Origin of the sequence: Pseudescherichia sp., from assembly GCF_032052675.1 — a bacterium.
Lineage (GTDB): Bacteria > Pseudomonadota > Gammaproteobacteria > Enterobacterales > Enterobacteriaceae > Pseudescherichia.
In genome coordinates this window covers 167,107-185,896 of record NZ_DAMBWA010000006.1, presented here as the reverse complement: position 1 = coordinate 185,896, position 18,790 = coordinate 167,107, and the positions used below count along the sequence as shown (strand labels likewise).

Below are 18,790 nucleotides of genomic sequence, written 5' to 3'. Positions count from 1 at the left end.
TGCCCCATTATCGCTGCTCCAGCTCGTCCAGCTGCTGATAGAGGGTGGCGATGTGATGAATGCGCGGCCGTCCCTTATCAAGAATTTCATGCAAGAAGGCATTAGCCAGCAGGTTGATCAGGCTATTTACCGCTGCATAGCTATCGTAGGCGGAGACGCTATCCAGCGGAGTGCAGAGCTGCCAGCGCGCCAGCGGCAGCAGGCCATGCGCCTGCGGCTCGCACATAAGCACCACCGGAACGCCGTCGGCCTGCAGCTGCTGGAGCAGCGGACGGATAATCCGCGGTCGGCGGCGAAACGCCATTGCAATGACCAGATCGTCGGCGGTGAGATCCACCAGCTCTTCGCTCAGGCTCTGCCCCGGCTGCGGCAGCACCAGGACCTGGCCACGCGCCTGCAACAGCTGCTGGCGCAGGTGCAGCGCCGCCGGGTACGCGTTACGCATGCCGATAATCACAATCCGCCGGGCGGTCATCATGGCGGTAATCACCTCGGCAAACTGCTGTGGGTCAAGGGCATTGACCCACTGCGTCAGGTTCGCCATCTCCTGCTTATAGTGGCGGGCCAGCAGCGTGTTGCCCTGCACCGCATCGCGCTGATCGGTGAGCGGCATGCCGCTCTGGCGCAGGGTGCGCAGCTCGTCACGCATATCCTTATACTTTTCGTAGCCCAGGCGCTTAAACAGGCGGCTCACCGTCGCCTTCGATACCCCGCTAAGCTGCGCCAGCTCGGCGCTGTTGTAGCCGATCAGATCGTCAAAGTGATCGAAAATAAAGTTTGCCACCCGCTGCTCCTGGGGCGATAGCGACGCATATTGCCCTTTCAGGCGTTCATCAAGCTGTTCCATAGGGCCTCTGTAACTTTTGTTTCAGCAAACTATACCGCTAACCCCTTTCACAATGCATGCCAGATGCGATAAAAACGCTGTCGCTCTTATGAGTGAAACTTTTCGCCCGAAAGTGGAACAGCTTTTGCAAGTTTACGGACACACTTCAGATCATGAGGACAGCCCGTGCAGAGTCATCTTTCCGCTCATGGAATGGCGGTGGCCCCCCACCATCTGGCAAGCCAGAGTGCGCTTGCCGTACTACGCGAAGGCGGCAGCGCCATTGAGGCGATGGTGGCCGCTGCCGCAACCATCGCCGTGGTCTACCCGCATATGAATGGCCTCGGCGGCGATGGCTTCTGGCTTATCGTCCCACCGGAGGGGGATCCTATTGCCATTGATGCCAGCGGCGCGGCAGGTTCGCTCGCCACCCCTGCGGCCTACAGCGATCTCACGCAGATCCCACACCGAGGCCCGCGTGCGGCGCTGACCGTCGCCGGTACCGTCAGCGGCTGGGAGGAGGCGCTCAATATCTCCCAGACGCTGACAGGTAAAGCGCTGCCGCTCGCGCGTCTGCTGGCTGACGCCATCGGCTATGCCACGGAGGGGATCCCGGTCACGCAATCTCAGGCCAATGCGACCGCCAGTAAGTTAGAGGAGCTGCGCCACCTGCCCGGCTTTGCGGAGACCTATCTGGTGAACGGTGAGCCGCCGATGGCCAGCAGCCGCTTTCACCAGCCCGCCCTCGCCTCTACCCTGCAACGGCTGGTTGAGGAGGGGCTGGAGAGCTTTTATCGCGGTCCGCTGGCGGAACAGATGGCCGACGGCATGGCCAGATACGGCCTCCCTGTTACCCTTGACGATCTGCAGCGGCATCACGCCCGGCGTCCGCAGCCGCTCAGGCTGCAGCACCAGCACGGTGAGCTGTGGAACCTGGCCCCGCCCACCCAGGGGCTGGTGTCGCTGGCGATCCTCGGCATCACTGACCGCTTAAATATGGCCGAGGCCGATGAGGCTCAAACCGTGCACCGCATCGCCGAGGCGACCAAGCTAGCCTTTCGCCTGCGCGATGCGCACATCACCGATCCCCGCCATCTCGACACAGACATTCAGAGCCTGCTCGATCCCGCCGCGCTACAGCCGCTGGCCGATCGAATAGACGACAGCCGTGCCGCGCCCTGGGGAACGGGTAAAGGCCCGGGCGACACCGTGTGGATGGGGACGATGGATAAGAGCGGGCTGGCGGTCTCCTTTATTCAGAGCCTCTACCATGAGTTCGGCAGCGGCGTGGTGCTTCCCGACACCGGGATAGTCTGGCAAAACCGTGGCGCCGCGTTCAGCCTCGATCCGGCGCACCTGCTGGCGCTGGCCCCGGGCAAGCAGCCGTTTCACACCCTCAACCCCGCCGCTGCACGCCTCAGCGACGGCAGGGTGATGGTTTACGGTTCGATGGGCGGCGATGGCCAGCCGCAGACCCAGGCAGCGATTTTTACCCGCTACATTTTGCAGGGCGTGCCGCTGCAGGAGAGCATCTCCCAACCGCGCTGGCTGCTGGGGCGCACCTGGGGGCAGACTTCGGATTCGCTGAAGCTTGAAGGCCGCTTTTCATCCGAGAGCATCGCTCGCCTGCGCGCGCTGGGCCACGAGGTGGAGGTGCTGCCTGATTACAGCGAGGCGATGGGCCACGCCGGGGCTATCGTTCGCCATCCCAACGGCCTGTTTGAGGGCGCAGCCGATCCGCGCAGCAACGGCTCGGCCGCCGGTTTTTAAGGAGAAAATGATGAATAACGTACCGTCCGACTATATCGCTTACCTGACGCAGATGACACAGATCTTCGACATTGAGCTGGACGACGCCCGCCGCGCCGAGCTGGCGATCCAGTTCAACCGTATCGCCGCGATGGCCGAGCCGCTGATGGCCTTTCCCCTCGACGATCGCCTGGAGATTGCAGGAGTCTATAAGGCATGATGCTTAACGAGATGAGTATTAACGATATCCAGCAGGCGCTGGCCAGCGGGGCCGTGAGCGCCCGGGAGATCGCCCGCCAGACGCTGGATGACATTGCCCGGGTTAATCCACAGATCAACGCCTGGACGGCGGTAACCGAAGCACGGATGCTGGCGGAAGCGGAGCGTATCGATACCCTGCGCCGGGAGGGGCAGCCTCTGCCTCCCCTGGCGGGTGTCCCCTACGCGGTGAAAAATCTGTTTGACGTCGCCGGGCACGCTACCCTTGCCGGAGCGCAGCTGTTCAGCGATCGCCCCGCCGCTGCGCAAGACGGCTTTGCGGTACGCCAGCTTAAGCGCGCCGGGGGGTTGCTCTCCGGGATGCTGAACATGGACGCTTACGCCTACGGCTTCACTACCGAGAACAGCCACTACGGCGCGACGCGCAATCCGCACGACCTGACGCGCATTGCGGGCGGCTCCTCTGGCGGGTCGGCGGCAGCGGTGGCCGCCGGGCTGGTGCACTTCTCGCTTGGCAGCGATACCAACGGCTCGATCCGCGTCCCCGCCTCCCTGTGCGGCATCTTTGGGCTAAAGCCGACCTTTGGCCGCCTCTCCCGTGCGGGCACGCATCCCTTCGTTGCCAGCCTTGATCATATCGGCCCCTTTGCCCGTCGCGTTGACGACCTGGCGGCGGTCTACGATGCGCTGCAGGGGCGCGACCCTGATGACGATTTTCAGCGCGACTGCACCAGCGAGCAGACAGCGCCGCTGTTGGATCGTGGCCTGGAGGGGCTGCGCTGCGCGGTGCTCGGTGGCTACTTTACGACCTGGTGCGATGATGACGCCCGGGAGGCGCTAAGCCGTGCCGCACGCGCCCTTGACGCCCATGAAGAGCTGATTTTCCCGGAGGCAGAGCTGTCGCGCTCGGCGGCGTTTATCATCAGCGCCTCCGAAGGAGGCAATCACTATCTTCCCGCTCTGCGTCGCGAGCCGGCGCGCTTTGAACCGCACTCCCGGGAGCGTCTGCTGGCCGGGGCGATGATCCCCTCCGCCTGGTACATACAGGCCCAGCGTTTTCGCCGCCACGCCCAACAGGCGTTCCGGGCGCTGTTCAACCACGCCGACGTGCTGATCGCCCCGGCTACCCCGCGCAGCGCCACGCCGATCGGTGAGGAGTGCATGATGATTAACGGCCAGCCGCTGCCCATCCGCGCCAGCATGGGGATGCTGACTCAGCCGATCTCGTTTTTAGGCTTGCCGGTAACCACCGTACCGCTGCGCAGCCGCAGCGGACTGCCGACAGGTTTACAGCTGATTGCCGCGCCTTTCAATGAACAGGCCTGCCTGCGCGCTGCGCGGGTGCTGGAACAACTGGGTATCGCCGATGCCCGTGCTGTGGAGCTCATATGATACATCTGGAAAATATTAACCGCCCGCTGGTACTTGTTGAAGTCACCGCCGCCTTCTACCGTTACGAAGAGGCGCTGGTAAGCAATGACGTCGAGGTGCTGGATGAGCTGTTCTGGCACGATGCGCGCACCGTGCGGCTGGGTGCCGGAGAGAACCTCTACGGTATTGAAGAGATCCGCGCCTTTCGTGCGGCCCGCTCTGCCGCGGGGCTACAGCGTGAATTACGCAACACGGTGATCACCACCTTTGGCGAAGATTATGCGGTATGCAGCACCGAATTTACCCGCGAAGGCAGCGATCGTATCGGCCGTCAGCAGCAAACGTGGGTGCGCTTCCCCTACGGCTGGCGCATCGTTGCCGCGCAGGTGAGCGTGATGAGCTAATTGTGACGCCTACGGTGGGCACGGTGCGGTTTGTAGGCCCGGTAAGCGAAGCGCCACCGGGCAATGATGTATTAGCACCTGAACGGATGTACCGCCCGCCAGTGATCGGCAATCTGCTGGCGGGTGCAGACCCAGACGCGGTCATGCTGCTGGATATAGTCCAGGAAACGTTGCAGGGCGCGGAAGCGACCCGGACGGCCCAGCAGACGGCAGTGCATACCGATAGACATCATCTTCGGCGCGCTCTCCCCCTCCTCGTACAGCACGTCGAAGCTGTCCTTTAAATAGGTATAAAACTGCTCGGCGGTGTTAAACCCCTGGGCGGTGGCAAAGCGCATATCGTTGGCGTCGAGAGTATAGGGAATAATCAGGTGCGGCCTGTGTGAACCGTCGCTGCACGCGACCTCGGTCCAGAAAGGCAGATCGTCACCGTAATAGTCGCTGTCGTAGTCAAAGCCGCCGTGCTCGGCCACCAGCTGACGGGTATTGGGGCTGTCGCGGCCGGTATACCAGCCGGTGGGCGCTTTACCAAACAGATCGGTCAATACCTGCACCGCATTGTGCAGATGCTCGCGCTCCTGGTTAATATCCATACTTTGATAGTGGATCCAGCGCCAGCCGTGGCTGACGACGTCATAGTCCGCCGCCTTGATCGCCGCAACAATGTCCGGGTGACGGGCCAGCGCCATCGCCACGCCAAAGACGGTGAGCGGCAGGCCCCGCCGACTGAACTCATTATGGATGCGCCAGAATCCAGCGCGGCTGCCGTACTCATAGAGCGAGTCCATCGACATATGCCGGTCCGGATAGCTGGCGGCCCCAATAATATCAGAGAGAAACTGCTCGGACCCGGCATCGCCGTGCAGGACGTGGTTCTCCGCCCCCTCCTCGTAGTTCAGCACGAACTGAACGGCAATGCGCGCCCGCTGTGGCCACTGCGCGTGGGGCGGATTACCGGCGTATCCGCGCAGGTCGCGGGGGTAGTCATCGTCTAAAAAGGTCATTGCGAGTCCCTCAATTAAAATGGATTCAGTGCCTGAAATTTACCGCTCAGCGCCTTGGCTTCCGGAAAGGCGAGATCGCCCTGCTTGCTGGTAGAGAGGCCCAGCGCCACCAGCGACTCCACCATCTTCACCGCCGCGCTAACGCCGTCGATTACCGGTACCTGCAGCTCGCGGGTCAGCTCCTGGGCCAGCGTCGCCATCCCGCCGCAGCCCAGCACAATCGCACCGCAGCCATCCTCTTTCAGCGCCCGGATGCAGCCTTCGCGTACTCGCTCCTGCGCCTGTCCGCTGCCATCTTCCAGCGCCAGAACCGGCAGATCGATAGCGTGCAGGGCGGCGCAGTGGTGGTGGAAACCATACTGATGCAGCAGATGGCGGGCGATGATCAGCGTCCGCGGCAGCGTGGTGACAATAGAGAAGCGGGTGGCAACCAGCGTCGCCATATGCATCGCCGCCTCGGCAATGCCAATCACCGGCCCCTGGGCCAGCTCACGGGCTGCCAGCAGGCCTGGATCGCCAAAGCAGGCGATAACATGACCATCCACTCCCTGCTGGCGACCGGCTTTGATCTGCTCCAGCACGCCCACGGCGGCAATGGCTTCATCAAAATGGCCTTCGATAGAGGGCACCCCCTCACTCGGGCAGACCGCCACAATCTCGGTACCCGGCGCGGCTACCGCCCTGGCAGCGGCACCAATAGTCTCGGTCATCGCCTGGCTGGTGTTGGGATTGATGACCTGGATGCGTATAGCCGACATTACTGCTCCTTAAACTGGGCAAACAGCCGGGCAAAATCCGGCAGGGCGACGCCAGCACGCTCAAAGCGCAGGCTGGCGACAATATGTTCAAAGTGGTGCGTCAGGGCAGCGCTTAACGGCGCAAGCGCCCTCTTCCGCAGCAGCTCGACTAGCTGCTCATGATCGTCACAGCGGCAGCCCTGGCGCCACGGTGCGCCCCAGGCCGCAATCACTAATGAAGAGCGCTGGCTGAGGCGGGTCACCGTTTCGGTCAGCACCTGGTTACCGGAGATCGCCTGCAATTGAATATGAAACTCGGCGGAGTAACGGATCGCCGCCGGGCCGTCGTAAGCCTCATGTGCCTGCTGCTCCAGACGAATGATGGCCTCCAGCGCCGCGAGATGGGGCGGCTGGCAGCGGGCCAGCACGTCGGGTAGGTTAGCGACCTCCAGCAGGGCGCGGGTACGGAAGATATCCTGTGACTCCTCTACCGTTGGGCTGGCAACCTGTGCACCACGTTTGGGCGTCAGGGTGACCATTTGCACAGCGGCGAGTCGTTGCAGCACCTTGCGGATCCCGGTCCGGCTCACGCCAAATACCTCCGCCAGCGCCTCCTCTGGCAGTTTGCTACCCGGCGGGAGCTGATGTTCGACGATGGTGGTCATCAGCGCCTGGTAGATTGATTCGTCCCGCTCCTGCTGGGCTGACGCGGCCTGCAGCCCGTTTTCGTTATGCATTACTCCACTCCGGATTAACCTTTTGATAGCGAATCGTATACATAAAAATAAAATCTCGTATACAAAAATAAACATTCTGGCCTAAATCCTGCAACACCCTCCACAGTCCATCTCAAAACGCTTTTATTTACAGGAGCAGGTTTCATGCCAAATAGACAAAATGTGCAATCGATTAAGGCCGCTGACTCCACCGCGGGCTACAGCCCACGCCTTTGTAATGAGGATTTGGCCCCGACGCGAGATCAAAACTGGAGCTGGTACAACATCTTCTCTTTCTGGATGTCAGACGTGCATAGCATGGGGGGCTATGTGGTGGCTGCGAGCTTCTTTACTCTGGGACTGGCGAGCTGGCAGGTGCTGCTCTGCCTGCTGGTGGGGATCTGCATTGTGCAGCTGTGCGCTAACCTGGTGGCGAAACCCAGCCAGATGGCGGGCGTGCCCTATGCGGTGATCTGCCGCCAGGCGTTTGGCGTCTTTGGGGCAAACATTCCGGCGGTGATCCGCGGTCTGATCGCCTTTGCCTGGTACGGTATTCAGACCTACCTTGCCGCTAACGCGCTGATGCTGGTGGCACTGAAGTTCTGGCCGTCGCTCTCTGCCCTGACCACAGGTTCGTTCCTCGGTTTGTCGCATCTTGGTTGGATCTGCTTTGCCATTATGTGGGTGTTGCAGGCGATGGTCTTCTGGCACGGCATGAGCGCCATCAAGCGCTTTATCGATATCGCCGGACCGGCTGTTTATGTGGTGATGCTGGCGCTGGCGGGCTGGATTGTATACAAGACCGGCTTCGATGGCATCTCCTTTACCCTTGCCAGCAAATCCCTGACCGTCGGAGAGCAGACCTGGCAGATGATCACCGCTACCGCGCTGGTGGTCTCCTACTTCTCCGGGCCGCTGCTCAACTTCGGTGACTTTTCGCGCTACGGTAAAAGCATGGGTGAGATCCGCCGCGGCAACCGCTGGGGCCTGCCGTTTAACTTCCTGCTCTTCTCCATAGTGACGGTGGTGATTGTCTCCGGCACTCAGTCGCTGTTTGGCCGCATGATCACCGATCCGATTGAGACCGTGAGCCGCGTCGGCAACGATCTGGCGGTCGCCATTGGCCTGCTGACTATGATCACCGCCACCATCGGGATCAACATTGTGGCTAACTTTGTCTCTCCGGCCTTTGACTTCTCAAACTGCTCGCCGCAGAAAATCAGCTTCCGTACCGGCGGGATGATCGCCGCCGTCGGCTCGATTCTGCTCACCCCGTGGAACCTGTTTAACTCCCCGGAGCTGATCCACTACACCCTGGACGTGCTGGGTGCCTTTATTGGCCCGCTGTTTGGCATTCTGATCGCCGACTTCTACCTCATCAAGCGTGGGCAGGTCTCGGTTGACGATCTTTTTGATGATACGCCGAACGGCAAATACTGGTACCGCAACGGCTTTAATCCAAAAGCCATCGCCGCGCTGGTGCCTTCGGTGGCGATCGGTCTGGTGATCAGCTTTATCCCGGCGCTGCATGAGGTCGCCAACTTTAGCTGGTTTATCGGCGTCTTCCTGGGTGCGGTGGCGTACCGCTGGCTGGCCCGCGAAGAGGTTGCCGTGGCACCCGCAACGGGATTCAGCACGGGCGTTGTGGCCCAAAAAGAGTAACCCTCCATCCGGCTGCGGCTCTGCCGCAGCCCTCCCCGACCTGGCACTAATTTTGCTGATTCATTACACCAACGATAAAAACCAAGAAGGCAGAGCTTATGATTGCTTACCATACGGCGATTCGCGGCGCGTTTTTTGATATTGCCCAGGTAGCCGATAGCCCCGACGACATTGCCCGCCACGCGCGCTATCTTCCAGACGGGCTGCTGTTTATTGCCGAGGGCCATATTCAGGCGCTGCTGCCGTGGCAGGAGGGTGAACAGTATCTCGATCCACACAAAGGCTATACCGACCAGAGCGGCAAGCTGCTGCTACCCGGCTTTATCGACGCCCACGTGCACTACCCGCAGACCGAGATGATCGGTGCCTTCGGCGAGCAGTTGCTGGAGTGGCTGACCACCTATACCTTTCCGGTCGAGAGCCAGTTTTCTGACGAGGCCTATGCCAAAGAGATCGCCGAATTCTTTCTGGGGCAGTTGCTGAGTCACGGTACCACGACCGCACTGGTGTTTTGCACCCTGCACCCTGAGTCGGTCAACGCCCTGTTTACTGAAGCGCTGCGCCTCAACATGCGGCTTATCGCTGGCAAGGTGATGATGGATCGCCATACGCCCGACTATCTGACCGAAACCGCCGAAGAGAGCTATCAGCAGACCCGGGCGCTGATCGAGCGCTGGCACCAGCAGGGGCGGCTCGGCTACGCCATTACGCCGCGCTTTGCCCCTACCTCAACGCCGGAGCTGCTGTCGGCGGTGCGCCAGCTGCGCCAGGCATTTCCGGATACGTGGCTACAGACCCACCTGAGTGAAAACCCGAACGAGGTGGCGTGGGTTAAAGATCTCTGGCCGGAGCACGAGCGCTATCTGGATGTCTATCATCACTACGGCCTGACCGGCGAGCGCAGCCTTTTTGCTCACGGCATACATCTGGAAGATCGCGAGTGGCAGTGCCTGCATGAGACGGGTTCAGCGGTTGCCTTCTGCCCCACCTCCAACCTGTTCCTCGGCAGCGGCCTGTTCCGCCTGCCCGCCTGCTGGCAACACCGGGTGCGGATGGGTATCGGAACCGACGTCGGCGCAGGTACCACCTTCAGTATGCTGCGCACGCTGGGGGAAGCGTACAAGGTGGGCCAGCTGCAAAGCTATCGTCTGCGCGCCAGCGAAGCCTTCTACCACGCCACCCTCGGCGGAGCGCACGCCCTGCGTCTGGACGAGAAGATAGGCAACTTCCAACCGGGCAAGGAAGCTGACTTTGTAGTGATTGACCCGGCGGTGACGCCGCTCCAGCAGCTGCGAGTAAGCCGCTGCAAGGATATCTACGAGCAGCTGTTTGTGCTGATGACGCTGGGGGACGAGCGCAATATTCGCGAGACCTGGGTCAACGGGGAGCGGGTATGGCAGGCCTCAGCTTCCTCGGTAGGTTGACCAGCCGCCGGGGGCGATGAGAAACGGCAGGTGGAAATGTGCCTCTGCCGTCCCGGCAATCACAAAATCGATCTGCGCGCAGGGGAAGATCGTCTCCCGCCCGCCTGCGGCAAACCACGCTCCCGTCTCAGCCACCAGCCGGTAGCGGCCCGGGGGCAGCGCCGCCGGGGTAAACTCGCCGATGCGGCCGTTGCCGTCGGTTGTCTGGCTGGCGATAATCTTTTCATCACGAACTAAGCGAACCGTGACGCCCGCCGCCGGTTTGCCGGTAGAGATATCCAGAATATGGGTGCTCAGGGTGCTCATTCGCTAATCGCTCCTTCCAGTCGTAATACGGTGATTTCACGCAGCTGCGCCAGCGACTCGGCAACCTCCTGCGCATCGCTGTTTTTCAGGCGCTGCTCAAGGGCGGCCAGGATCGCCTCGCCGCTGCGCCCTTTAGCACGGATCAGGAATACCCGGCCAAAACGCGCTTCATAGCGGGCGTTGCCCTCCCTTAACGCCTGCGCGAGGCGAGCGTCGCTGGCGTCGACCGAGCCCTGCTCCTGGCGTGACAGCGCAGCATGCGCCTGCTGGCCGCCAGGCTTCTCGCCGATCCGGGGGTGGGCGCTGAGCGCCTGCACCAGCTCCGCCTCGCCCCACGCCTGCGCGAGCTCCCGCGCTGCGCCGAGCAGCGCAGGGCGATCCGCATAGGGACGCCCCTGCACCAGCGCCGCCGTCCACGTCGGGATGGCCACACATGGCGCTATCAGGGCCGCCGCCGCATCGTTATCCAGCTGATTAAAGTGCTTGAGGGCGATCATCACTGCTCCTTGCCGCCGCAGCGGTCAGTTTCTCTTCTGGAATAATCAGGTTCAACACAATGGCGACCAGTCCGCCGCTGGTCGCTGCCGAGCCAAACAGGTTGCCGATAATTGGCGGGAAATGGGTGAGAAACGTCGGTACCGCCTCCACGCCCAGCCCGAAGCCAAACGCCAGGCCGACAATCAGCATATCCCGGCGTGTCAGCGGCGTCTGGGTAATAATACGGATCCCCGCGGCCACCACGCAGCCAAACATCACCATTGTCGCTCCGCCCAGCACCGGGGTTGGGATCTGACGCAGGATCTCACCGAAGGGCGGAAACAGCCCCAGCAGGATCAGGATAACGCCGATATAGCGCCCGACGTAGCGGCTGGCGACGCCGGTCATCTGGATCACGCCGTTGTTCTGCGCAAAGGTGGTATTGGGGAAGGCACACAGCATCGCGGCAACCATGCAGCTGATGCCGTCGGCCAGGATCCCACCTTTGAGCCGGGAACGGAACGCTCTATCATCAATGGACTGCCGTGAAATGAGGCAGTTGGCGGTCAGGTCCCCTACCGCCTCGAGAATACAGACCAGTGAGACCAGGGCGATGGGCAAAAAGATAGCGCTGTTAAACTGAAAGCCAAACGGGAACAGCGACGGAACGCGGAACCAGGTCTCGCCAATGCCGCTAAGGTGAAAATTACCGCTCAGCGCCGCCCCCACGCAGCCTGCGGCGATACCAATTACCACCGAGGAGAGCCGCAGCCAGCGATTTTTTGCGCAGCTCAGCAGAACAATGATCCCTAGCGTCCCCGCGCCAAGGGCGATATTGCTCATGCTGGCGAAATCTTTTGCCCCCTCACCGCCGCACCAGTTGATAACGCTGACCTTGATCAGGCTAATTCCAATCAGGGCGATCACGCTGCCGGTGATCACCGGCGTAAAGATCTTTTTCAGCGGCTCAATAAAACGGCTGACGATAACCGGCACCAGCGCGGCAACAAAGTTAACGCCAAACAGCATGGCCATTACGTCCTGGGCGCTGCCGCCCTGCCCCTTGACCCACATCCCGCCAGCAATCGCCACGCCGAGAAAAGCAAAGCTGGTTCCCTGCATGCAGATCATCCCTGCCCCAACGCCCCAGACGCGGTTGGCCTGGAGAAAGGTGCCGATACCGGACGCCAGCAGAGACATGCTAATCAGATAGGGCATCCACTCTCCCAGCCCAAGAGTCGCGCCGATAATCAGCGGCGGGGTGATGATCCCCACCAGCCCAGCCAGCACGTGCTGTAGAGCACTGAAAAAAGCCGGAAGCGGCGGGATCCGCTGCTCCAGTCCATAAAGCAGGGTGCCGTTCTTTTCATCAGACATGATCGTTCCATCCCGTTGTGAATAAGCGTTACACCTTCTATGCACAAAGCAGGCCAGAGTCCTCTTCATCCAACCAATCCCGACGTTGCGCAATGAAACTTACGATTCTTAGTAGCCACATTGGAAATTTTTGATTCACAACAAGGCAAGCATTGCGCAATAACGCACCACAAATGTGCAGCCTTTCACCCTTCTCTCTCTGCAGCGCCTGTCTCAGGCGGTTGCGCAACCTGGTACGCAAATTGCTCCAGCTTTAACACGCTTGCAAAAGGAGACGAGAATGAAAGCATTAGTGATCGGCGCAGGAATCGGTGGCCTGAGCGCAGCCGTGGCGCTAAAAAACGCCGGTATTGCCTGCGAGGTATTTGAGGCGGTAAAAGAGATCAAGCCGGTCGGCGCGGCTATCTCCGTCTGGCCTAACGGCGTGAAGTGCATGAACCATCTCGGCATGGGCGAGATCATGGAAACCTGGGGCGGCCCGCTGCGCTTTATGGCCTATAAAGATTACCGTCAGGGCGAGACCCTAACCCAGTTTAGCCTTGCCCCACTGATTGCGCGGACCGGCAGCCGCCCCTGCCCCGTCTCCCGCGCTGAGCTACAGCGCGAGATGCTTGATTTCTGGGGGCGCGATAGCGTGCAGTTTGGCAAGCGGGTGGTTCGCGCCGAGGAGAGCGATGCGGGCGTGACCGTCTGGTTTACCGATGGCACCACCGCCAACGGTGACTTTCTTATTGCCGCCGATGGTAGTCACTCGGCGCTGCGTCCTTATGTGCTGGGCTATACCCCCGAGCGCCGCTACGCGGGCTACGTCAACTGGAATGGGCTGGTAGAGATAGATGAAAATCTTGCCCCGGCGGACCAGTGGACGACCTTCGTTGGCGAAGGCAAGCGCGTTTCGCTGATGCCGGTCTCCGGCGGACGCTTCTACTTCTTCTTTGACGTTCCCCTGCCCGCCGGACTGGCGGAGGACCGCCGCACCCTGCGCGCGGATCTCACCCGCTACTTTACCGGCTGGGCACCGCAGGTGCAGGCGCTTATTGCTGCTCTCGATCCCAACACCACCAACCGTATTGAGATCCATGATATCGAACCGTTCGACACGCTGGTGCGCGGCAGAGTCGCGCTGCTGGGCGATGCCGGACACAGCACCACGCCGGATATTGGCCAGGGCGGCTGCGCGGCGATGGAGGATGCGGTCGTGCTGGGAGAGATGTTCCGTGAAACCAACGACATCCCTACTGCGCTGCGCCAGTACGAAGCCCGTCGTTGCGATCGGGTACGTGACCTGGTGTTGAAGGCCCGCAAGCGGTGCGATATCACCCACGGCAAAGATATGGCGCTGACTCAGGCCTGGTATGCCGAGCTGAAGGAGGAGACCGGTGAGCGCATCATCAACGGCATGTGCGACACCATTCAGGGCGGGCCGTTAGGCTAACGCTCTGCTCCAGACCCTTTATGAGCAGGAAGAAAAATATGACAAGAGAACGCCCCACGCCACCCGCCCACTGCACCTTTGAGCCAGAGGACTGGTTACGCCTGGCTAAATGCTGGCATCCCGTTGCCCGCGCCTGCGACGTCGGCCCCGCGCCAGTAAAGGCTACGCTGCTGGATGAGCAGCTGGTGATCTATCGCATCAAAAATCAGGTAGTGGTCGCCCGCGACGTCTGTCCCCATCGCGGCGTCCCGCTGACTCTCGGCTTTCACGACGAGGAGGGGATCGTCTGCCCCTATCATGGGCTGCGCTTCGGGGAGGATGGCCGCTGCAACCGTATCCCCTCCAGTCCGGGCCAGGCCGTACCGGCGAAGCTTAACCTCACCTGCTATGCGGTAGAGGAGCGCTACGGCTTGATCTGGACCTGCCTGGATTTTGACCCGGATAACCCGATGCCGCTGCCGACCATGCCGCACTGGGATGACGCTGGCTTTCAGCAGATCAACTGTCCAGCTTTTCAGGTCAACGGCTTTGCCGGTCGTCAGGTAGAGGGCTTTCTCGACGTGGCCCACTTCGCCTGGGTGCACACCGATACCTTTGCCGATGCCAATAATCAGCTGGTGCCGGACTACATACCCCAGGAGACGCCGTTCGGCTTTGTTGCCGACTACTGGAGTTCGGTAAGCAACTATGCGCCCAGCGCACGCGACCGCGCACCTGAAGGATTCCAGTGGCTGCGCCGGTTTGAGATGCATCTGCCCTTTACCGCCACGCTGACAATCCATTTTCCTGGCGAAGATCGTCTGGCGATCATGAATGCCGCCTCGCCGGTATCGTCCCGGATTACGCGTATGTTTGCCCCTATCGCCCGCAATTTTGACCTGCATATTCCGGTTGAGGAGGTCCACGCCTTTAACCTGCGCGTGTTTGAAGAGGATCGCCAGATGGTGGAGACCCAGCGCCCGGAGCGGCTGCCGCTGGATTTAACCCTGGAGGCGCATATACCGGCGGATCGTAGCTCGATCGCCTATCGGCGCGGCCTGAAGAAGATGGGTTTTGGTGAGTTTTTCCTGGTGTAGCGGGAGGATAATAATGAGCGACGTACTGGAAGTAATTGTCGATGGGATCTGGCGTCAGGGAGAGAGGAGCCTGGCGGTCAGGCTAATGGCGGAGGATGGCGCACCGCTGCCCGACTGGCAGCCGGGGGCGCATATTGACGTGCATCTGCCCTGCGGAATTATCCGTCAGTACTCCCTGACCGGGGCCTGCACAACAGCGGAGAGCTACCTTATCTGCGTGGCGCGGGAGATCGCTTCCCGGGGCGGTTCGCGCTATATCCATGAGACTCTGCGTCCGGGACAGCGGCTGCTGATCTCGCCGCCGCGCAATCTCTTTCCATTGCAGGAGGCGGATCGGGTGCTGCTGCTCGCGGCCGGAATTGGTATCACGCCGCTCTATGCGATGGCGCTGCATTTGGAGGCGGCAGGCAGACCGTTTGAGTTGCACTACTATGTGAAAAGCCGTGAAGATGCAGCATTTATCCGCGAACTGACGCAGCCGCTGAACCACGGCGTGTGCGTTATCCACCGTTCCGATGCCGGGGGGAGCGCACGCCGGACCCTGGCCGACGCGATTACCGCACCCGAAGGTATTTCGCGCTTGTACGCCTGCGGGCCGGCAGGGTTTATGACGGCGGTACGCGAGGCGGCTTTGGCCACGGGCTGGCCGGAGACGCAGATCCATACCGAAGCCTTCCAGCCGGTGGTTAGGCCTGCTGCTCATGAAGAAACAGAAACCTTTACCGTTACCCTGGCATCATCAGGTGAAAGCTGGCCGGTCCCGGCGAATAAAAGCATAGCTCAGGTATTAATGGATAACGGCGTCGCGGTTCCGCTCTCCTGTGAGATGGGGATCTGCGGTGCCTGCCTGACGCCGGTGATTGACGGCGTTGTCGATCACCGGGATACGGTGCAGTCCGACGCGGAGAAAAGCGCCGCCAGGCAGCAGATTGCGCTCTGCTGCTCCCGGAGCACGTCGGGGAATTTAGTGATTGATTTGTAGATTGGCTCTGGCTTATAGAAAGTGGTTTTTATGAACAGTTTGGCATGCCAGATAAGAAACAGCCTGAGGCGATGCTGGGACCTAAACAAGGTTTGAGGTTCAGCGAGGTGCGCTGAGCTTTTCTCTTGTGCATAAAAAACCCGCTCAGTGGCGGGTTTTTCAAAAAGCACCAGCTATGTTTATGCTGCTTTACAACGACGCTGCTTACCTTGCTGTTCTTTACCCGAAACAGTAGCGTGAGTGAACGCGCCAGGTGCAGCCTTCATCAGAACTTCAACTGCAGCACCCATACCTGCGAATGCTTTCATCGTGTCGAACGTTGCCTGTGGCTTGGTTGCTTTTTGAGTTTTCATGGTTACCTCGGAGACCAGTATGTCTCGTAACTTCTTTAATTGAAAGGTAGCCGGTAATGGTAACCTTTACCAATTGACTCTACTGATTGGTAACATCTGCATGTTACCAATCAGATAAACACATATTCAATCCTATCGTTCCTGGCGGGATCCCGTCTACCCTAATTGAGCAAATTTGGTAAATACGTTTTCGAGTGCAGATACTGAATTTGACATTATGTAGCCGCAGCCTTCAATTGCAAAACCGAAAGAGGCATAGAATTCATGAAGTTCGGGTACAGGCTCTACTATATGAACAATTTCACATTCAACTGCTTTACAGAAAATGTAAGTGCTCATAAGCGTAATCAATACCATTCGCCCGTTTAGCGGATGCTCTTCATCGTCACGCGTAAACCTTTCTATAAGGTGAATTTGGAAGAGCTTCTCTTTAACCCTATAAATACATATTGCAGCGCCCGCAGGTATTCCCTGAACAGCGCCTTGCATAACTAATTTAATACAAAATTCGAATTTTTCAGGATCGTTGCCCCAGGTGTTTAAGGCATCGTCCCACTCAAGCTGACCATACCCGCCACATAAAACACGATAGTCCTCATCGCTGATTGGACCTATCACTAACGGTAAACCAGCATGATCGATAACGAGTTGGGTGTTGCTACGGACAGATTGCCCGATCTCATCCAGGGTTAGCATCAGCACCTCATCTTCCGTGGTAGCAAGAGGCTAATTGTACTCTCTTCCTCAGGGCAAAGGCCGTTCCGTCTTGGTAAAAGTTAATAATCTCTCAGCGCCTCGCATTTTGGCTCGCCCATTCATATAAAAATAAGAGCGCCATATACGCATTCAAGGCCGATCGGCAGCAATCACTATCACTATTCCGGCCAGCACCAGCACGGCGGCAATAAGCATCCGGATGCTCGGGACCTCTCCCAGGAACAGCGTGCCGCCCAGCGCGGCCAGACAGGGTACGCTCAGTTGCAGGGTGCTGGCCGTTGAGGATGAGATGTCGCGGACAATGACATACCAGAGGACATAGGCCATCCCGGACGTAATCCCCCCGGAAACGAGGGCCAGCAGGATGCCCCACTTATCCGCTAAGGCGTGATCCGATGAGAGCAGAAACAGCGTGGCGATAATCGGCACGCTCAGAAGAAAGTTGCCGGCGGTGGCGCCGATTGGGTCAGTTACTCTTTTGCCTCTCACTGAGTAAGCACCCCATGCCAGCCCGGAGGCGATCATCATAATAGCAGGCACCGTAGAGGGCATGCTGGCGCCCGGCAGGAGTAAAATCGCGATGCCCGCCACGGCGACAGCAATACCACCCAGTTTACGCGGCCCCGTTTTTTCCCCTTGCCCTACTCCCCACAGCACCATACAGATCTGAACGGCACCGAAAAGCAGCAGCGCGCCGGTGGCGGTATCAAGGTGAACATAGGCCAGCGAGAAGAGAAAAACATACGCGGTAAGCAGGCCCGCGTTGACCACGTTCCAGCGGATGCCACCCCATCCACGTGAAGCCAGCTGGAGAAGCAGCAGCACGACCGCCCCTGCCAGCAGGCGTAGAGCGCTGAAGGTTTCAGGATCGGCATGCCCTTCGCGCAACGCGATACGGCACAGAACAGAGTTTGCGGCGAAGGCCATCAGGGTAAAAGCGATAAGCAAAAATTTTTTCATCAGTTTCCCTTCGCCGGCGGCTGCTTAGATACTTACCCCGTTCAATTTTTCCATCACCGCGTCCGACAGGGTTAATTGCGCGCTTGCCAGATTCTCCTGCAAATGCTGCGGCGACGACGTGCCGGGGATTAACAGAATGTTGGGTGAACGTTTGAGTAACCAGGCGAGCGCAACCTGCATCGGCGTGGCCTGTAATTCGGCGGCGACATCATTAAGCTGTGCGGACTGTAAAGGCGAGAAACCACCGAGCGGGAAGAACGGTACGTATGCGATGCCCTGTGCGGCCAACCCATCGATCAGCGCATCATCCTGCCGGTTGGCAAGGTTATACATATTCTGAACGCAGACAATGGGCGTCATTTTTTGTGCGTCGGCGACCTGTTTGGCGGTGACATGACTTAGACCAATATGCTGGATCAGTCCGCGCTCTTTGAGCTTAATCAGCGTTTCCAGCTCCCTTTCCAGCGAACCTTCCTCGGGATGATGAACATTAAACATGCTGCGCAGATTGACGACGGGGATAACGTCCAGCCCCAGGTTTTCCAGGTTACTTTCTACCGCACGCGTCAGCTCATCCGGAGTGAATGCCGGGAGCCATCCGCCTTTCTCATCGCGGCGGGCGCCAACTTTCGTCACGATGCAGAGATCGTCAGGATAAGGATGTAGCGCTTTTTTAATCAGCCGGTTAGTTTCATGCGGGCCGTAAAAATCGCTGGTATCAATATGGTTAACGCCAGAAGCGACGGCGTCACGCAGGACCTGAATGGCCCGTGCTTCATCTTTAACAGGCCCAAAAACCCCCGGACCCGCCAACTGCATAGCACCATAGCCTAAACGGTTCACTTCACGATCGCCGAGGCGGTAACGCATAATGGGTTTTGACATGGTGATCTCCTGTGTGAGTGTGCATTGATTGTACACCCCAGGAACGCCTTGTCGTAATCTAACCGCAGGGTAAAAGACCGCAAAACAAAAAAGCCCTGCGATATTGCTAT

General features: G+C 59.6%; 20 protein-coding genes. 9 read left to right on the top strand and 11 right to left on the bottom strand.

Translation table 11 applies throughout. The features are described 5' to 3' along the window. Positions 1 to 7: 7 nt before the first annotated feature. Complete coding sequence (gene hpxU / locus RTX96_RS10685; protein ID WP_103819577.1) at positions 8 to 847, bottom strand: MurR/RpiR family transcriptional regulator HpxU; 840 nt, start codon at positions 845 to 847, stop codon at positions 8 to 10. A 192-nt stretch (positions 848 to 1,039) separates the two neighbouring features. Here hpxU and hpxW point away from each other — a divergent pair, with 192 nt between their 5' ends. From hpxW to hpxZ, 4 genes are read left to right on the top strand one after another with little or no spacing between them, the layout of a single operon-like run. After that, entirely contained in the window at positions 1,040 to 2,596 is a 1,557-nt protein-coding gene (gene hpxW / locus RTX96_RS10680; RefSeq protein WP_312670969.1) for an oxamate amidohydrolase, read from the top strand. 10 nt (positions 2,597 to 2,606) lie between these two features. Then, complete coding sequence (gene hpxX / locus RTX96_RS10675; RefSeq protein WP_312670946.1) at positions 2,607 to 2,795, top strand: oxalurate catabolism protein HpxX; 189 nt, start codon at positions 2,607 to 2,609, stop codon at positions 2,793 to 2,795. Then, positions 2,792 to 4,186, top strand: a complete 1,395-nt coding sequence (locus tag RTX96_RS10670) for an AtzE family amidohydrolase (protein WP_312670945.1) — start codon at positions 2,792 to 2,794, stop codon at positions 4,184 to 4,186. The genes hpxX and RTX96_RS10670 overlap by 4 nt, the downstream gene beginning before the upstream one ends. Continuing rightward, positions 4,183 to 4,569 carry an oxalurate catabolism protein HpxZ gene (gene hpxZ, locus RTX96_RS10665; RefSeq protein ID WP_103819581.1) on the top strand — a complete coding sequence of 129 codons (387 nt, stop codon included), beginning with the start codon at positions 4,183 to 4,185 and terminating at the stop codon, positions 4,567 to 4,569. The genes RTX96_RS10670 and hpxZ overlap by 4 nt, the downstream gene beginning before the upstream one ends. A 71-nt stretch (positions 4,570 to 4,640) precedes the next feature. Here hpxZ and puuE read toward each other — a convergent pair whose 3' ends face one another. From puuE to RTX96_RS10650, 3 genes are read right to left on the bottom strand one after another with little or no spacing between them, the layout of a single operon-like run. Continuing rightward, entirely contained in the window at positions 4,641 to 5,573 is a 933-nt protein-coding gene (puuE, locus tag RTX96_RS10660) for an allantoinase PuuE (RefSeq protein ID WP_103819582.1), read from the bottom strand. Positions 5,574 to 5,587: 14 nt separating this feature from the next. Next, entirely contained in the window at positions 5,588 to 6,331 is a 744-nt protein-coding gene (gene hpxA, locus RTX96_RS10655; protein ID WP_103819583.1) for an allantoin racemase, read from the bottom strand. After that, the gene (locus RTX96_RS10650) at positions 6,331 to 7,047 is read right to left on the bottom strand and encodes a GntR family transcriptional regulator (RefSeq protein ID WP_312670944.1); all 717 of its coding nucleotides are present in this window, start codon (positions 7,045 to 7,047) and stop codon (positions 6,331 to 6,333) included. Before RTX96_RS10650 ends, hpxA begins: the two co-directional genes overlap by 1 nt. A 144-nt stretch (positions 7,048 to 7,191) precedes the next feature. On the opposite strand from RTX96_RS10650, the gene RTX96_RS10645 reads away from it, so the two are divergent. Next, positions 7,192 to 8,688, top strand: coding sequence for an NCS1 family nucleobase:cation symporter-1 (locus RTX96_RS10645; protein ID WP_312670943.1), 1,497 nt, complete (start codon positions 7,192 to 7,194; stop codon positions 8,686 to 8,688). 98 nt (positions 8,689 to 8,786) lie between these two features. Continuing rightward, complete coding sequence (gene guaD / locus RTX96_RS10640; protein ID WP_312670942.1) at positions 8,787 to 10,112, top strand: guanine deaminase; 1,326 nt, start codon at positions 8,787 to 8,789, stop codon at positions 10,110 to 10,112. Here the strand turns inward: guaD and uraH are convergent. The 3 genes from uraH to RTX96_RS10625 are packed head-to-tail and all read right to left on the bottom strand — an operon-like array spanning position 10,092 to position 12,272. Further along, the gene (gene uraH / locus RTX96_RS10635) at positions 10,092 to 10,418 is read right to left on the bottom strand and encodes a hydroxyisourate hydrolase (protein WP_312670941.1); all 327 of its coding nucleotides are present in this window, start codon (positions 10,416 to 10,418) and stop codon (positions 10,092 to 10,094) included. The two genes, guaD and uraH, sit on opposite strands and share 21 nt — an antisense overlap. Beyond that, positions 10,415 to 10,915 (bottom strand): 2-oxo-4-hydroxy-4-carboxy-5-ureidoimidazoline decarboxylase, encoded by a 501-nt coding sequence (uraD, locus tag RTX96_RS10630; protein WP_312670940.1) that lies wholly within the window; start codon positions 10,913 to 10,915, stop codon positions 10,415 to 10,417. Before uraD ends, uraH begins: the two co-directional genes overlap by 4 nt. Continuing rightward, on the bottom strand, positions 10,893 to 12,272 hold the full coding sequence (locus tag RTX96_RS10625; protein WP_312670939.1) for a nucleobase:cation symporter-2 family protein: 1,380 nt from the start codon (positions 12,270 to 12,272) through the stop codon (positions 10,893 to 10,895). Before RTX96_RS10625 ends, uraD begins: the two co-directional genes overlap by 23 nt. 280 nt (positions 12,273 to 12,552) lie before the next feature. On the opposite strand from RTX96_RS10625, the gene hpxO reads away from it, so the two are divergent. Genes hpxO through RTX96_RS10610 form a run of 3 tightly spaced genes read left to right on the top strand, consistent with a single transcriptional unit; the run spans position 12,553 to position 15,765 of the window. Continuing rightward, positions 12,553 to 13,707, top strand: coding sequence for an FAD-dependent urate hydroxylase HpxO (gene hpxO, locus RTX96_RS10620; protein WP_312670938.1), 1,155 nt, complete (start codon positions 12,553 to 12,555; stop codon positions 13,705 to 13,707). A 38-nt stretch (positions 13,708 to 13,745) separates the two neighbouring features. Continuing rightward, positions 13,746 to 14,783, top strand: coding sequence for a molybdenum cofactor-independent xanthine hydroxylase subunit HpxD (hpxD, locus tag RTX96_RS10615; RefSeq protein ID WP_312670937.1), 1,038 nt, complete (start codon positions 13,746 to 13,748; stop codon positions 14,781 to 14,783). A 13-nt stretch (positions 14,784 to 14,796) separates the two neighbouring features. After that, positions 14,797 to 15,765: a PDR/VanB family oxidoreductase gene (locus RTX96_RS10610; RefSeq protein WP_312670936.1), complete on the top strand. Its 969-nt coding sequence runs from the start codon at positions 14,797 to 14,799 to the stop codon at positions 15,763 to 15,765. A 179-nt stretch (positions 15,766 to 15,944) separates the two neighbouring features. Here the strand turns inward: RTX96_RS10610 and RTX96_RS10605 are convergent, their stop codons facing one another. From RTX96_RS10605 to RTX96_RS10590, 4 genes are all read right to left on the bottom strand, one after another. Continuing rightward, positions 15,945 to 16,118 carry a hypothetical protein gene (locus RTX96_RS10605; protein WP_312670935.1) on the bottom strand — a complete coding sequence of 58 codons (174 nt, stop codon included), beginning with the start codon at positions 16,116 to 16,118 and terminating at the stop codon, positions 15,945 to 15,947. 156 nt (positions 16,119 to 16,274) lie between these two features. After that, positions 16,275 to 16,814, bottom strand: coding sequence for a hypothetical protein (locus RTX96_RS10600; RefSeq protein WP_312670968.1), 540 nt, complete (start codon positions 16,812 to 16,814; stop codon positions 16,275 to 16,277). Positions 16,815 to 16,964: 150 nt separating this feature from the next. Then, entirely contained in the window at positions 16,965 to 17,795 is an 831-nt protein-coding gene (locus RTX96_RS10595; RefSeq protein WP_312670934.1) for a DMT family transporter, read from the bottom strand. 24 nt (positions 17,796 to 17,819) lie between these two features. Continuing rightward, positions 17,820 to 18,680, bottom strand: a complete 861-nt coding sequence (locus tag RTX96_RS10590; protein WP_312670933.1) for an aldo/keto reductase family oxidoreductase — start codon at positions 18,678 to 18,680, stop codon at positions 17,820 to 17,822. Between the last annotated feature and the right edge of the window lie 110 nt (positions 18,681 to 18,790).

Excerpts from the sequence above, each read along its gene's own strand:
- RTX96_RS10605 (WP_312670935.1), bottom strand. The coding sequence starts at position 16,118 with ATGAAAACTCAAAAAGCAACCAAGCCACAGGCAACGTTCGACACGATG.
- hpxX (WP_312670946.1), top strand. The coding sequence starts at position 2,607 with ATGAATAACGTACCGTCCGACTATATCGCTTACCTGACGCAGATGACA.
- hpxD (WP_312670937.1), top strand. The coding sequence starts at position 13,746 with ATGACAAGAGAACGCCCCACGCCACCCGCCCACTGCACCTTTGAGCCA.
- hpxO (WP_312670938.1), top strand. The coding sequence starts at position 12,553 with ATGAAAGCATTAGTGATCGGCGCAGGAATCGGTGGCCTGAGCGCAGCC.
- guaD (WP_312670942.1), top strand. The coding sequence starts at position 8,787 with ATGATTGCTTACCATACGGCGATTCGCGGCGCGTTTTTTGATATTGCC.
- RTX96_RS10600 (WP_312670968.1), bottom strand. The coding sequence starts at position 16,814 with ATGCTAACCCTGGATGAGATCGGGCAATCTGTCCGTAGCAACACCCAA.
- puuE (WP_103819582.1), bottom strand. The coding sequence starts at position 5,573 with ATGACCTTTTTAGACGATGACTACCCCCGCGACCTGCGCGGATACGCC.
- RTX96_RS10670 (WP_312670945.1), top strand. The coding sequence starts at position 2,792 with ATGATGCTTAACGAGATGAGTATTAACGATATCCAGCAGGCGCTGGCC.
- RTX96_RS10625 (WP_312670939.1), bottom strand. The coding sequence starts at position 12,272 with ATGTCTGATGAAAAGAACGGCACCCTGCTTTATGGACTGGAGCAGCGG.
- uraH (WP_312670941.1), bottom strand. The coding sequence starts at position 10,418 with ATGAGCACCCTGAGCACCCATATTCTGGATATCTCTACCGGCAAACCG.
- RTX96_RS10645 (WP_312670943.1), top strand. The coding sequence starts at position 7,192 with ATGCCAAATAGACAAAATGTGCAATCGATTAAGGCCGCTGACTCCACC.
- RTX96_RS10610 (WP_312670936.1), top strand. The coding sequence starts at position 14,797 with ATGAGCGACGTACTGGAAGTAATTGTCGATGGGATCTGGCGTCAGGGA.
- hpxA (WP_103819583.1), bottom strand. The coding sequence starts at position 6,331 with ATGTCGGCTATACGCATCCAGGTCATCAATCCCAACACCAGCCAGGCG.
- RTX96_RS10595 (WP_312670934.1), bottom strand. The coding sequence starts at position 17,795 with ATGAAAAAATTTTTGCTTATCGCTTTTACCCTGATGGCCTTCGCCGCA.
- hpxU (WP_103819577.1), bottom strand. The coding sequence starts at position 847 with ATGGAACAGCTTGATGAACGCCTGAAAGGGCAATATGCGTCGCTATCG.
- hpxW (WP_312670969.1), top strand. The coding sequence starts at position 1,040 with ATGGCGGTGGCCCCCCACCATCTGGCAAGCCAGAGTGCGCTTGCCGTA.
- RTX96_RS10590 (WP_312670933.1), bottom strand. The coding sequence starts at position 18,680 with ATGTCAAAACCCATTATGCGTTACCGCCTCGGCGATCGTGAAGTGAAC.
- hpxZ (WP_103819581.1), top strand. The coding sequence starts at position 4,183 with ATGATACATCTGGAAAATATTAACCGCCCGCTGGTACTTGTTGAAGTC.
- RTX96_RS10650 (WP_312670944.1), bottom strand. The coding sequence starts at position 7,047 with ATGCATAACGAAAACGGGCTGCAGGCCGCGTCAGCCCAGCAGGAGCGG.
- uraD (WP_312670940.1), bottom strand. The coding sequence starts at position 10,915 with ATGATCGCCCTCAAGCACTTTAATCAGCTGGATAACGATGCGGCGGCG.